Origin of the sequence: Micromonospora sp. WMMD729, assembly GCF_049315225.1 — a bacterium.
Classification (GTDB): Bacteria; Actinomycetota; Actinomycetes; order Mycobacteriales; family Micromonosporaceae; genus Micromonospora.
Window position 1 is genome coordinate 2,499,180 of sequence record NZ_CP186059.1, and the last position, 14,382, is coordinate 2,513,561.

6 protein-coding genes are annotated in these 14,382 nt (G+C 73.3%); 4 read left to right on the forward strand and 2 right to left on the reverse strand.

The features are described 5' to 3' along the window. Positions 1–22: 22 nt before the first annotated feature. Positions 23–2,590: a LuxR C-terminal-related transcriptional regulator gene (locus tag ACN263_RS11425; RefSeq protein WP_422739769.1), complete on the reverse strand. Its 2,568-nt coding sequence runs from the start codon at positions 2,588–2,590 to the stop codon at positions 23–25. Between the two features lie 5 nt (positions 2,591–2,595). Further along, a complete protein-coding gene (locus ACN263_RS11430; protein ID WP_422739770.1) occupies positions 2,596–3,867 on the reverse strand; it encodes an Hsp70 family protein in 1,272 nt (423 codons plus the stop codon). 296 nt (positions 3,868–4,163) lie between these two features. Here ACN263_RS11430 and ACN263_RS11435 point away from each other — a divergent pair, with 296 nt between their 5' ends. The 4 genes from ACN263_RS11435 to ACN263_RS11450 all read left to right on the forward strand — a co-directional run bounded on the left by ACN263_RS11435 (position 4,164) and on the right by ACN263_RS11450 (position 14,333). Continuing rightward, complete coding sequence (locus ACN263_RS11435) at positions 4,164–5,051, forward strand: IniB N-terminal domain-containing protein (protein WP_422739771.1); 888 nt, start codon at positions 4,164–4,166, stop codon at positions 5,049–5,051. 115 nt (positions 5,052–5,166) lie between these two features. Continuing rightward, the gene (locus ACN263_RS11440; protein WP_422739772.1) at positions 5,167–7,023 is read left to right on the forward strand and encodes a dynamin family protein; all 1,857 of its coding nucleotides are present in this window, start codon (positions 5,167–5,169) and stop codon (positions 7,021–7,023) included. Then, the gene (locus ACN263_RS11445) at positions 7,020–8,480 is read left to right on the forward strand and encodes a hypothetical protein (RefSeq protein WP_422739773.1); all 1,461 of its coding nucleotides are present in this window, start codon (positions 7,020–7,022) and stop codon (positions 8,478–8,480) included. The genes ACN263_RS11440 and ACN263_RS11445 overlap by 4 nt, the downstream gene beginning before the upstream one ends. Positions 8,481–8,708: 228 nt before the next feature. Continuing rightward, positions 8,709–14,333, forward strand: coding sequence for a GH92 family glycosyl hydrolase (locus tag ACN263_RS11450; protein ID WP_422739774.1), 5,625 nt, complete (start codon positions 8,709–8,711; stop codon positions 14,331–14,333). The last annotated feature ends 49 nt before the right edge of the window (positions 14,334–14,382 follow it).

Sequence of the window (14,382 nt, forward strand, 5' to 3'; positions counted from 1 at the left end):
ACGCTCCGTCCGGTGGGCCGGCTCATCGGGCCGGCCGCTGCGGCCACGGCTGTCCGGCGGCGTCGCTGGCCCGGTCGGCGACCATGGTGCGCAGCAACGCCAGCAGCTCCGCCCGGTTGGCGCAGTGCAGCCGGTTGCGCATCCGGGCGACGTGGTGCTCCACGGTCTTGGCCGAGATGAAGAGCCGGTCACCGATCTCCCGGTACGTCAGCCCGGCCAGCACCAGCTCGGCGACCTCGTACTCGCGGTCGCTCAGTCCCTGCTGGGTGGGGCCGGCGGCGGCGACCGGCGGGGCCGTCGCGCTGTCGCTCGGGCGCTGCCCGCCGGTCGCGCCGGCGGGCCGGCCCTGCAGCACCCGGGCGCACTCGAGCAGGGTGGTCATCGCCCGCCGGTCCGAGGTGCGGATCGCGGCCTGCCCGGCGAGGCGGGCGCCGTCCCAGCACAGTCCGGTGTCGTGCAGGCCCCGGGCGGCGGCCTCGACGCGTACCGGGTCGACCACGCCCCGCAGCACCTCGACCCAGCTCTCGGCGGCCGCCGCGACCACGCCGGCGTAGCGGCTGTGCGCGGAGGCGGCCAGCAGAGCGGCGACATGGTCGTCGGCGGCCGTCGGCTCACCGGTCAGGATGGCGGCGTGCAACCCGCTCCAACGCAGCGGCACGCTCCACAGTGTCGGTGTGCCGAGCCGGTCGAGCAGCGCGTCGCCCTCGCGCAGGTAGGGCGCCAACCGGGCGACGTCACCGAGGCGCGCGCCCGCGATGGCGAGCTCGCCCAGCGGCAGCAGCGTGAACAGGTCCACCCCGTGCCGGACCACCGCCTCCAGTGCCTGGCCCCAACCCCGCTTGAGCGCGCCGAGGTCGCTCGTGCGCCGGGCGATGCCCATCCGCAGCGCGGCGGCGAAGAGCAGGTCGCGGGACTCCAACGGACGTTCGTCGGCGGTGACCGTGGCGAGGCGTTCCGCCGCCGCGAGCGTCTGGCCCCGGACCATGAGGATCCAGGCCTGCAACAGCCGATGCCGGCGGGCCATCAGCGGACCGCCGACCCCGCCGGTCTGCGCACGGTGCAGGACTCGCTCGGCGATGTCCAACTCACCACAGTGCACGGCGGTCAACGCGGCCAGCGCTGCCGGACTGTCCGGCAGCAGGGCCGCCCGACCGTCCGGCTCCAGCAGGGCGGCGGACTGCACGAGCGCGGAGAGCGCCGCGCTCGGCGTGCCGGCGACGCTCTCGCGTACCCCGTCGGCCATCAGCCGGGCGGCGCTGGCGTGCAGGGTGGGCGGTGCGCCGCCGGGCTCGTCCACGGGCGGCGTGGCGGCGGTCAGGTCGCCGATGGCGAGCGCGCCCACGGCGGCGAACGCCACCGACGAGGCGGTGCCCGACCAGCGGTACAGCTCGACACTGCGGCCGGCGTGGCCCCGGTGCGCCAGCGCCGTCGCGGCCACCACCGCCGCCTCGGCGCGATCCGCCGGCTCGGCGGTGGTCAGCAGCCGGTCCGCCAGGCGCAGCGCGTCGTCGAGGTCGCCGGCGAGCGCGGCGGCGTGGGCCTGCCGGGCACCGGTCGGGTGCCCGGCGGCGGTGGCTGCCGCGAACAGGTCGGCGGCGAAGGCCGGTTCGTCGGCCAGCGCCTCCTGCGCCGCCGCAGCGAGCGTCGGGGCCGGACAGTCGCCGAGGACGCCCACCGCGAGCAGGGAACGGACCAGCGGCAGCACCGGGCCGCCCCGGGCGAGCTGCAATTCGGTGAGGCGACGCCAGAGGGCGCTGCGCTCGGTGGTCGGACTGAGCGTGGTGACGGCCCGACGGACCAACGGGGTGAGCCGGCCGTCCGCGCCGATCAGGCCGGCCGCCCGGGTCGTGGCGATCAGCTCGTCGACCGCCTCCGGCTCCTGGTCCAGCAGCGGGCCGAGCAGGGCCACCGGCAGGGGTACGCCGGCCGCGACCGCGAGCAGCAGCCGTCGTACGGGGGCGGGCTGGATCTCCAGCTCCGGCGCGAATTCCAGCACGACGGACCGGGGCGGCTCGGTCGGCACGGTGCTCAGGCTCGGTGCCGCGCGCAGCGCGCGGGTCAGCCGCTCGACGTCGCGGGGGACACCACCGGTCTGCGCGTGCACGAAGTCGACGAGTTCGGGACGCGGGGCCAACTCGGGGACGCCGGCGAGGCAGGCCGCGGTCTGCTCCAGAGTGAGCGGTCCGAGCAGCACGGCCTGCCCGTCGCGGCGCAGCGTGTCGACCAGTTCGGTGAGGGCCGCCGAGCGCGGCCACGGGCGGTGGGCGACGACCATCCGGTGCCGGCGGGTGGCGACCAGCCGCAGCAGCACGCCGATCCGCTCGTCGTCGAGCAGGTGCGCGTCGTCGACCAGGAGCAAATCGTCCGGGTCGACGGGCTCGCCGGGCCCGGGAACGCCCGTGCGTACGGTGCCGCCGGCCCGCTGCTGGATGCGCGTCAGCTCGGTGAGCAGGGCGGTCTTGCCGTGTCCGGCGGGGCCGGCCAGACCGACGGTGAGCGGCGCGACCGGATCGTCGGCGACCCGGTCCAGCAGGGCCCTGGGCGCGCGGCCCAACACCAGTCGGGACTCGACGAGGTCTTTTATGATCATTGTCGTCATCCTTCGCGTCCCCGGCTGAGCGTCAGTGCCAGGCGGGACGCCTTCGGCAGGTCGAGGGGCAGGATCCGGACCGGCGGTCGGGGTGGCGGGTCGCCCGGATCGGTGGCGTGGTCCCGGGGCCGCCGCAGGGCCGGGATGACGGCCCGGCCCCCGGTGGCGGCCGGTGCCGGGTCGCGGACCGGTGCCGGCGGGCGGGGGCGCGGCCGGGGGGACACCACCTGGCAGGCGGCGTGGGCGGCTCCGGTGGCGGCGGTGAGCTGCGCGTCCGGCTCCACCTCGACCGGCACACCGAGCGCCGTGGTGATCAGCTCGGTGACCAGCGGGATGCGGGCCGACCCGCCGGCCAACAGGACGCCGTCGAGCTGCGTCGGCGTCAGGCCGGCGCCGTGCACGGTGCGCAGCAGGAGGTCCACGGTGGCCTGCACCGTGGGTCGGATCATCGCCTCGAACTGCGCGCGGGTCACCGGGATCCGTGCCGGGCCGGTCGGCAGGCTCAACACCACGTCAGCGGCCGGTTCGACGGTCAGCGCCCGCTTGACCCGGTCACACTCGGCCGGCAGGCCGCGCAGCGCGGCGTGGTGGTCCCGCCGCCCGATGGCCGCCAGCTCCCGGGACAGCACCGTACGGACGTGGGTGGCCAGCAGCTCGTCGAAGTCGGCCCCGCCGATCGGGTCGAGGCCCTGCGGTGTGCCGAAGCTCTCGTAGGTGCCGCGGGGAGTGCGCCGGACCAGGGCCGCCTCGAAACTGGCGCCGCCCAACGCGTAGACGGCCGCCGTGGTGCCCGCGAAGCCGCGCGCCGCGTGACTCTCGGCGACCGTGACCGTGCGGGGGAGCAGGGTGACCGTGCGCAGTCCGAGGTCGACGAGCGCCCGGCGCAGCAGCTCCCGTCGGTACGGTCGCCAGCTCGCCGGGTGGCTGAGCACGACCGCCTCGGCCGGGCCGCCCTCCGCCGCGTGCACCTGCTCCACCACCCAGGCCGCCAACTCCGCCGTGAGCGTCTGCGGCGGGCACGCCTCGCCACCGAGCAGCAGGGGTACGTCGTCGCCGATGCGGCGGACGAAGTCCCTGGTGGTACGACTGCCGTCGTCGGTGGCGGGCCCGCCGATGTGCAACGCGCCGTCCTCGGCCAGGTGCAGCACCGACGGTACGAGCGGCGAGCCGGCGTTCAGTGGAACAGCCTCCGGACGCGTCCAGGTCCGGCCGTCCCGCCGAGCGACGGCGGCGGCGGTGTTGGTGCTTCCGATGTCTATCCCCAGGACGTACGGCATCCGTCTCTTCTCTTTCCGCGACTGGCCGGCTGATGGCGATGGCGTCGGCGCTGTCCGGCGACCCACCCCCGGCGAAACCCGCGGGCCCCTACGTTCGTACCAGAGATCACTGCGTGGTCGGCACCCTAATCTGACCGGGACGGTTTCCCCCAGTCCCCCTAACGGAGGAGCCGGCGAAAGCCCTAACGCGGCGTGATCGATTGCGGGCGCAGCCCCGATGTCCGGGGCCGGCCCCCGCCATAGCGTTCCTCTCGACGAACGACGGTCGCCGCTGCCAATCCGAGGAGAACCGGCACATGGACTCGCAACAGACCCTCCACGACTTCGTGCTCGACCTGCTGACCAACCCCGACGCGCGGTCGGCCTTCGACCTCGACCCGGAGGGCGCGCTGCACAACGCGGGGCTCAGCGACATCACCGCCGCCGACGTGCAGGACGTGGTGCCGCTCGTGGTCGACTACGCGCCCGGCGCGGGCCTCGCGCCGTTGGCCCCGGCGGTCGGGCAGCTCGGGTTCGACCCGCTGGTCACCGACGCCACCGACGTGGTCGGCCAGTTGCAGAGCGTGGCGCAGCAGATCAGCGTCACCAGCTCGCCCTCCGGTGTGGACGTCAAGGCCGGTGTGCTCGGCGCCATCGCCGTCGACCCGTCGACCGTCGCGGCCGGCGTGACCGTGCTGCCGGGTGTCGGCCTGGGCGTGGGCCCGAGCGGCCTCGACACCGACCTGACCGGTGTGGCCGACGTGGCGCACACGCTCGACGCCGACGTGGTGCAGCCGGTCGACGGCATCGTCGACCCGGTGCTCGGCGGCGCGACCGGCACGGTCGGGGACCCGACCGGGGTGCTCGGCGTCACCGACCCGGTGCTCGGCGGGGACGTGACCGGTGGTGTCCTCTCCGGCGTGCACGGTCAGGTCGACGGCATCGTCGGCGGCCTCGGTGTCCACGACACCCTGGGTGGCCTGGGCCTCGGCGAGGGCGCCGTCGGCGGCGTGGTGCCGCCGGTGGACGTGCCTTCCGTGGTGGGCGGTGTCACGCACCACGTGGACAGTCTCCTTCCCGGGGTCACCGGCACGGTCGGTGACGTGACGGGCGGACTCACCGACGGGGTGACCGGCGACTCGCACGACGGGGGGCCCGCCTCGTCGGACCACGGGTTGCTGGGCATCACCGGCGGTCTGCTCTGACGGGAATTTCCGTCGGAAGCGGGAGGCCGGGTCGCGTCGAGCGGCCCGGCCCTTCCCCGGTTCCCGTCCGGTACCTCTTGCTAATTGAGCCGAAATCCGCACACTTGGTGCGGTGATGGCGGGGATCTGGCTGGACGTACTGGACGAGATCGCCCGGACGTGCACGACACACGGTCGCGGTGATCTGCTCCAGACGGTCCGGCAGAAGCGGGCCCAACTGCTCGACCCGACGTTGCGGGTGCTCGTCGTCGGCGAGCCGAACCAGGGCAAGAGTCAGCTCATCAACGCGATCATCAACGCGCCGGCCTGCCCGGTCGGTGACGGTCGTACCACCGTCCTGCCGACCGTGGTGCGGCACGCCGAGACCGCCTGCGCCACGATGGTCCAGGCACCGCCGCCGCCGGCCGGCCGGCCCGCGGGGGCGCCGGCGGCGACGCTCGCCGAACGCACCCCCCTGGCGCTCGACCAGGTCGCGGCCGGGGTGTCCGGCGCGGTCGGTCGTCGGCCGGGCGGCGGTCCGGCGTACGTCGAGGTCGGCGTGCCCCGCGCGCTGCTCGCCGGCGGACTGGTGCTGGTGGACACTCCGGGCACCGACGAGGTGGCCGCGCTCGGCGCGGGCGCGGAGGTGGCCGCCTCGGCCCGCGCGGACGCCGTGCTGCTGGTCTCCGACTCCACGAGGGAACTCTCGGTGGCGGAGCTGAACATGCTGCTGCACGTCATGCGCTCGCAACCGAACGTGGTCGTGGTGCAGAGCAAGACCGATCTGGTGGCGGACTGGCGGGCGGTCGCCGAGCGCAACCGGCAGCACCTCGCCGAGGCCGGCATCCCGGCCCCGCTGATCCCGGTGTCGGCCACGCTGCGGCTGCGCGCGGCGGCGGCCGACGACCGTGGTCTGAACGCCGAGTCCGGCTTTCCGGCGCTCATCGCCCGCCTGCAACGGGATCTGACCGGCAAGGCCGACCACCTGGCGCGGGCGTCGGTGCAGGCGGTGGCCCGTACGGTGGTGGAGCAACTGGCCGCGCCGCTGCGCGCCGAGTTGGCCACCCAGGAGGCCGAGGAGCAGTCCGGGCCGATCTCGCGGCTGCACGCGGCCCAACGGGAGGTCGACGAGCTGCGTCGCTGCTCGACGCGCTGGCAGAACACCCTCACCGACGAGATGGCCGACCTGCTCTCGGACATCGAGTACGACCTGCGGGACCGGACCCGTCAGATCCTGCGGACGGTGGACGAGGCGTTCGACGAGGCCGACCCGCTCGTCGCCTGGGACACCTTCGAGGAGTGGTTGTCGCGCAGTCTCACCGAGGCCGCGGAGGCCAACCACGAGTGGCTGGTCCAGCGCTGTGACTGGATCGCCCGCCGGGTGGCCGCCAACTTCAACAGGTACGGCTACGACGTGCTGCCGCCCTGGTCGCTGACGATGCCGGACGATCTCGGCGATCGGCTGCCGGATCTGGAACGGCCGAGGGTCGACCGCTTCACGACGGGTCAGAAGTTGTTCACCGGCATGAAGGGCTCGTACGGCGGCATGTTGATGTTCGGTCTCGCGACCACCCTGGCCGGGATGCCGATGATCAACCCGGTCTCGGTCGGCATCGGCGCCCTGTTCGGCGGCAAGAGCATCCGCGACGAGAGCAAGCAGATGTTGCGCCGCCGGCAGGCGACCGTGAAGACGGCCATCCAGCGGCACGTCGACGAGTTCTTCGTCCGGATGGTCCGGGACTGCCGGGACGCCGCCCGACAGGTGCAACGCATGCTGCGGGACCACTTCACGGGTCTGACCGAGGAGTTGCAGGAGGCCATCGTGCAGTCGTTCCGCAGCGCGAAGCAGGAGGCGGACACCGATGTCGCCCTGCGCGAGCAGCGGCAGCGGGAGATCCGGTCGAAGATGACCCGCCTCGCCGCGCTCTACGAGCAGTCCCAGCAGCTCACCGCCGCCCGGTCGACGCCGGTGCTGCTGGAGCCCGGGGCGTGACGGTCGGGGTGCGGCTGGACGAGGCGGCCTGGGGGCTGTTGCACCAGGCGTTGGAGGTCTACCAGCACGACGCGCGGGCGGTCGGGCGGTTGCGGCGGCAGATCGCGCGGTTGGAGCAGCCGCTGCGGATCGCGGTCGCCGGGCCGTGGCGTGCGGGCAAGTCCACGGTGCTCAACGCGCTGATGGGGGAGGAGGTCGCGCCGGTCGAGGGCGCCGACGGCGCGTTCACCTGGTACGAGGACGGCGCGGCGCCGGGGGCCACCGCCTATCCGGTTGGGCAACCCGCGCAGGAGTTGGCGGTGGTCAAGTCGGCGACGGGCATGCGGGTGGATCTCGGCTGGCGGGCCGGGGAGGTACGCGACATCGTGGTGCGCTGGCCGACCCGGGCGCTGCGGCAGGTGACGCTGATCGACACTCCGGCGCTCGGGACGGTCGACGAGCAGGGACACGCCCCGGTGTTGGATCGCGTGCTGGCCGACGCGGACGCGGTGTTGTTCCTGACCCGGGACGGCCGCGACAGTGATCTGCGGGTGTTGGAGTCCGGTCGGGACAGTGCCGTCGGGCAGGCCGCCCCGGTCAACGTGATCATGGTGTTGTCCCGGGCGGACGAGGTCGGCGGCGGCCGGATCGACGGGCTGCTCACCGCCCGACAGCTGGCCCGCCGGCACCACCGGGATCCCCGGGTGGGTGCGTTGGTCGCCAACGTGGTGGCGTGCAGTGGGGCTGTCGGCCTCGCGGGTCGGCTGCTCGGCGAGTCCGACTTCGCCGCGTTGGCGACGCTGGCCGGGGTACCGCGCGCCGAGTTGGAGCCCCACCTGCTCTCCGCCGACCGCTTCGTCCGTGGTGACCTGCCGGTACGCCTCGACCCCGAGGTACGCGCGGGCCTGCTGGACCGGCTCGGCCTCTTCGGTGTCCGGCTGGCGACGACCCTGGTGCGCGGCGGGTTCGACACCCGGGTGACGATGTCGGCCGAACTGATCCGGCGCAGCGGGCTCACCGAGCTGCGCGAGTCGATGACCCGCTGTTTCGTCGACCGGCGCGACGCGCTCAAGGCCCGTTCGGCGCTGGCCGCGGTGGAGTCCCTGGTGCGGGCCGAGCCGGTCCGGGGCAGTGACGAGTTGGTCGGGGCCATCGAGCAGATCCTGGCCGGCGCGCACGAGTTCCGTGAGTTACGCCTGCTGGTGGCCCTGCGCAACGCCCGTCTCGGGTTCGACGCCGAGTTGGCCGCCGAGGCACAGCGGCTGGTCGGCGGCGACGGCGTCTCCCTGGCCGCCCGGCTCGGTGTCGAGCACGAGGCGACCGCGCAGCGGCTCTGGGAGGCCGCCGTGGATGCCCAGTGGCGGTGGCGGGACCGGGCCGAGGATCCGCTGCTGCCGCTGACCCAACGGCGGGGCGCGGAGGTGGTCGTGCGGAGCTGCGAGGGGATGGTCGCCGAGCTGGCCGCGGGCGGTCGCTGAGCGGCCGGGAGTCCACCCGGGACGCCGTGCTCGGGTTTCGCGGCGATCAACCCATTGACATGGCCGTGGTTGCGCGGCAGCATCTGCCCGACATCCATCTGATCTGCCCTCGCTTGTCAGGCACGCCCGATGACAACGATGTCAGACCCGGTTGATCGTCCACTACCACCGCCCCCTCACCCAGACGCTCGACGTCCTCGAACGGATCGAGTCGAAAGGTCCGCCCCCATGCCGTATCTCCCCCGTGCGCGCGCCGTCTCCCTGCGGATAGCCGTAGCGGCGACCGCCGTCCTGCTTCCCCTGGGGATGGTCGTCGCCGCGCCGCCGGCCGGCGCCGCGCCCAGCGCCCTGCCCCCGGGCGACTTCCGTTCCTCGTTCGAATCGGCCGACCCGCAGCCCGCCACCAGCACCGTCGAGGTCGACCGCTCAGGTCGGCCCGTGCAGGGCAACCTCAGCGGGTCGAGCAACGCGAACCTGCCCGGCAGCCTGCTCGGCCGGGTCGAGGCCGCCACCGCGAGCGCCCAGAACCCGCCGAACGAGATCGCGGCGAACCTCACCGACGGGAACCCGTCGACCAAGTGGCTGGCGTTCGAACCGACCGCCTGGCTGACGTACCAACTGGCGGAGCCCGCGGTCGTCAAGCGGTACGCGCTGACCTCGGCGGACGACGAGCCGGGCCGCGACCCCCGCGACTTCACCCTGCAGGGGTCCACCGACGGCAGCACCTGGGTCGACCTGGACCGCCAGACGAAGCAGCGGTTCGCCAAGCGGTTCGCCACCAACAGGTACGGCGTCACCAACACGACGGCCTACGGCTGGTACCGGCTGGCGATCTCCGCGAACTCCGGCGACTCCCTCACCCAGCTCGCCGGCTGGGACATCAGCGACGGCTCGGACGTCCGACCGCCGGCCACTCCCATGGTCACCGAGATCGGCCCCGGGCCGGTCGGCGGCTACACGACGAAGCCGGGCGTCGGCTTCACCGGGCTGGCCGCGCTGCGCTACCACGGTGGCGCGCAGACCGGCGGCCGCTCGTACGCGACGAACAAGCTGTTCGACGTCGACATCCCGGTCGGGCCGAAGACCCGCCTGTCGTACCGGATCTTCCCCGAGTTCACCGGCCAGGACGCCAGCTACCCGTCCACCTACGCCTCGGTCGACCTGCGCTTCACCGACGGCAGCTACCTCAGTGGACGCTCGGCCGTCGACCAGCACGGCAATTCGCTGACGCCGGCCGGTCAGGGCGCGGCCAAGGCGCTCTTCGCCGACCAGTGGAACGCGGTCAGCGCCGACCTCGGCGCCGTCGCGCGCGGCAAGACGATCGACCGCATCCTGCTCGCGTACGACGACCCGCAGGCCACCGAGGAGACCCTGTTCCAGGGGTGGCTCGACGACGTCGAGGTGACCGGGAGCCCGGCTGCGATCGACGGCTCCCGGCTGACGAACTACGTCGACACCCGCCGTGGCACCAACTCCACGAGCGGGTTCTCGCGCGGCAACAACCTGCCGATCACCGCCGTGCCCAACGGGTTCAACTTCTTCACCCCGGTGACCGACGCGACCTCGGACTCCTGGGAGTACGACTACCACCGCGCCAACAACGCCGCCAACCTGCCCACCCTGCAGGGCCTCGCGATCTCCCACGAGCCCAGCCCGTGGATGGGCGACCGCAACCAGATGTCGGTGATGCCGGTGGCCGGCGACGGGCCGCTCACCGGGTCACCCGCCGGCCGGGCGCTGGCCTTCCGCCACGAGGACGAGACGGCACGGCCGGACCTCTACCGGGTCGCGCTGCAGAACGGCCTGGTCGCCGAGATGACGCCGACCGACCACGCCGGCATCATGCGGTTCACCTTCGGGCCGGGACCGTCCACCGGAAGTCTCGTCTTCGCCAAGGGCACCTTCACCATCGGGACGGACAGCACGTTCACCGGCTGGGTCGACAACGGAAGCGGTCTCTCGGCCGGGCGGAGCCGGATGTTCGTGTCCGGCACGTTCGACCGGGCGCCGACGGCGGTGACCGCGACGTCCGCGACCTTCGACGTCGCCGCGAACCGGCAGGTCACGATGCGGATCGCGACCTCGTTCCTCTCCGTCGACCAGGCCCGGCGCAACCTCGACCTGGAGGTGACCGGCCGGAGCTTCGACGCGATCCGCGACGCCGCCACCGCCGCCTGGAAGGACCGCCTCGGCCGGGTCGAGCTGCGGGGCGCGACCGAGACGCAGTTGGTCACCATGTACTCCAACCTGTACCGGCTGAACCTCTACCCGAACTCGCAGTCGGAGAACACCGGCACCGCCGCCGCCCCGCGCTGGCAGTACGCCAGCCCGGTGTCCGCGCCGACCGGCACGTCGACCGCCACCCGTACCGGCGCGAAGATCGTCGACGGGCAGATCTACGTCAACAACGGGTTCTGGGACACCTACCGCACGGTGTGGCCCGCGTACTCGCTGCTCTACCCGGACGTCGCCGCGCGGATCGCGGACGGGTTCGTCCAGCACTACCGTGACGGTGGCTGGATCGCCCGCTGGTCGTCGCCCGGCTATGCCGACCTGATGACCGGCACCAGCGCGAACGTGGCCCTGGCGCAGGCGTACCTCACCGGGGTCAAGCTGCCCGACCCGCTCGCGGCGTACGACGCGGCCGTCAAGGACGCGACGGTCGCCTCCGGGCGCGGCGCGGTCGGCCGCAAGGGCATCGAGACGTCGCTGTTCCTCGGCTACACGCCGACCAGCACCGGCGAGTCGGTGTCGTGGGCGCTGGAGGGCTACATCAACGACTACGGCATCGGCAACATGGCCGCCGCGCTGGCCAAGGACCCGGCCACGCCGAAGTCCCGACGCGACCAGCTCAAGGAGGAGTCCCGCTACTTCCTGGAGCGGGCCCGCAACTACGTCCATCTCTTCGACCCGAAGACGAAGCTCTTCCAGGGCCGCGACGCGGCCGGCACGTTCCTCGCCGGTGACCCGCTGGACTGGGGTGGGGTGTACACCGAGACCAACGGCTGGAACTTCGCGTTCACCGCGCAGCAGGACCCCCGGGGCCTGATCAACCTGTACGGCGGGCAGCAGAGGTTGCGCGACAAGCTCGACACCTTCTTCGCCACGCCGGAGAACGCCGACCGCCCCGGCGGCTACGGCGGCGTCATCCACGAGATGATCGAGGCCCGCGCGGTGCGGATGGGGCAGCTCGGCATGAGCAACCAGCCGTCGCACCACATCCCGTACCTGTACGACGTCGCCGGCGCTCCCGCCAAGACGCAGGCGGCGGTGCGCGAGATCCTGCGGCGTCTCTACGTGGGCAGCGAGATCGGCCAGGGCTACCTGGGTGACGAGGACAACGGCGAGATGTCGGCCTGGTACGTGCTCAGCTCGCTGGGCATCTACCCGTTGCAGGCGGGCTCGACCCACTGGGCTATCGGCTCGCCGCAGTTCACCCGGATGACCGTGCACCGCCCGACCGGCGACATCGTGGTCAACGCCGCGAACAACAACAACCGCAACGTGTACGTGCAGAGCGTGAAGGTCAACGGCAAAAAGCAACGCGCCGTCTCCGTCGACGTGTCCGCGCTCGCCAAGGGCGGCACGATCGACTTCCAGATGGGACCGAACCCGTCCTCGTGGGGCACCGGTCCGGACGCCGCGCCCCCGTCGCTGACCAAAGGCAACGCCGTACCGCAGCCGTTGCAGGACGTCACCGGGCCGGGTCTGGGCACCGCCACCGTCGGTACGGGTCAGGACGCGTCGACGCTCTTCGACGACTCGTCCACCACCCAGTTGACCGCGTCGTCGGGTACGCCGCAGATCGGCTGGACCACCCGTGGCGGCCGGCAGCAGCCGACCTACTACACGATCACCTCCGGCGCGGCCGCGGGCGACCCGGCCGACTGGCGGTTGCAGGGTTCCACCGACGGCCTCACCTGGAACACGCTGGACTCGCGGGCGGACGAGGTGTTCCGCTGGCGCAACCAGACCCGGCCGTTCCGGATCGACAAGCCCGGGCGGTACTCCCGGTTCCGCCTGGTCGTGACGAAGACCGTCGGCGCGGCGCAACCGAACCTGGCCGAGATCGAACTGCTCGCCGGCGGCGACCTCGACCTGGGCGGCGGCGACATCACGGTGACCGCCACCGACGGCGCGCACGCCCGCTCCGGCGCGCCCGTCACGCTGGCCCTGGCCACCGTCACCGGTGGCGTCGCCGACGACTACCGCGCCACGATCGACTGGGGCGACGGCTCACCGGCCACCGAAGGCACGCTGACGCTGAGTTCCCGGGAGGTCTACCGGGTCAGCGGCGAGCACACCTACGCCACGCCCGGGTACCACCAGGCGAGCGTCACGGTGACCGACGGCGTCGGTCAGGGCTCGGTGACGGTCGGCGTCGACGTCGCGTACGCGGCGAAGTCCAGCCTCACCGCGGCGTTCGACACCGTGTGTGTCGGTGACGAGGGCACCCTCGCGGCGGACTGCGACGCGAAGTCGTGGGCGTACTCGCGGGCCGCGCTGGCGGCGGCCGGCGTGACCCGGGGGCAGCGGCACCAGGTGCCGGGCACCGCGCTGGGCTTCACCCTGCCGCAGGTCCCGGCCGGACAGCCGGACAACGCCACCGGCAACGGCGCGACGATCGCCCTGCGCCTGCCGGCCGACGCCACGAGCATCTCGTTCATCGGCGCCGGCACGCAGGGCAACCAGGACACCACCGGCACGGCGACCTTCAGCGACGGCAGCACCGCCAGCGTTCCGATCCGGTTCAGTGACTGGACGCTGGGCGGCAACGCCAACGGCACGCCGTCGTACGGCAACATCGTGGTGGCGAAGTCCGCGTACCGGCTCAGCGGCACCAGCCGCGACGGCGCCCAGCCGTTCCTGTTCGCCACCACGCCGTACCAGATCCCGGCGGGCAGGACGCTGGTGTCGGTGACCCTGCCGACGCAGACCGGCGATCCGCGCTCGGCGGGCCGGATCCACGTGTTCGCCGTCGCCGACGACGGCACTCCGGCCGCCGCGCTGGTAGCCAGCGCTCCGGGCGGCCAGAGCGTCGACGCCGGGCAGGTCCTCACGGCGAACCTCGGATCGGTGACCGGCGGTGTCCCCGACACCACCGGCTACCGGGCCCGCGTCCAGTGGGGCGACGGCAGCGTTCCGCAGGACGCCACGGTCGGCGCGGACGGCGCGCTGAGCGGCCGGCACACCTACGCCGGCGCGGGCACCTACACGGTGCGCGTCACCGCGTGGGACACGCTGTCCAGCAGCACCGCCACGTTCACCGTGACGGTCCGGCCGGCCGGGGCGGCCACCACCCTCGCTGTGTCCGGCACCCAGTCGGTCACCGCCGGTGACGCGGTCACGGTCGTCGGCAGCGGGTTCACCGCCGGCGAGCGGGTGACGGTGGGCCTCGCGGCCGGCACCACCCGCGAGGTGACGGTCTCGGCGTCCGCGACGGGCACGGTCCGCGCGACCGTCCCGACCTCCGGGGACACGCCGCCGGGGCGGTACGCGGTCCGCGCCACCGGAGCGTCGTCGAGCATGCCGGCGACGGCGACCGTGCAGGTGAGCGCGGGTTCGGCGGACCCGGCCTACCAGCCGCGCCTGACGGTGCCCACACCGACCGCGCCGCGCGGCACGGCGATCACCGTCGACGGTGCCGGCTTCGCGCCGAACGAGACGATCACGGTGAGCCTCGGCGACGGTCGTCGGGTCGGCACGGTACGCGCGAACGGTGACGGCATCGTCGCCGGTGGGACCGTGGCCGTTCCGGATTCGATGGAGCCCGGAGTCACCAGTGTGACGCTGTCCGGGGCCCGCTCGAAGGCGACGGTGTCCCAACCGTTCACGGTCACCGGCACGAAGTAAGCCGGGAGCACCTCAGTCGGGCGGGCCGTGCTCCACGGCCCGCCCGACA

Bases quoted from the DNA above. Each gene is read 5' to 3' on its own strand.
- ACN263_RS11430 (WP_422739770.1), bottom strand. From the start codon at position 3,867: ATGCCGTACGTCCTGGGGATAGACATCGGAAGCACCAACACCGCCGCC.
- ACN263_RS11450 (WP_422739774.1), top strand. From the start codon at position 8,709: ATGCCGTATCTCCCCCGTGCGCGCGCCGTCTCCCTGCGGATAGCCGTA.
- ACN263_RS11435 (WP_422739771.1), top strand. From the start codon at position 4,164: ATGGACTCGCAACAGACCCTCCACGACTTCGTGCTCGACCTGCTGACC.
- ACN263_RS11425 (WP_422739769.1), bottom strand. From the start codon at position 2,590: ATGATCATAAAAGACCTCGTCGAGTCCCGACTGGTGTTGGGCCGCGCG.
- ACN263_RS11440 (WP_422739772.1), top strand. From the start codon at position 5,167: ATGGCGGGGATCTGGCTGGACGTACTGGACGAGATCGCCCGGACGTGC.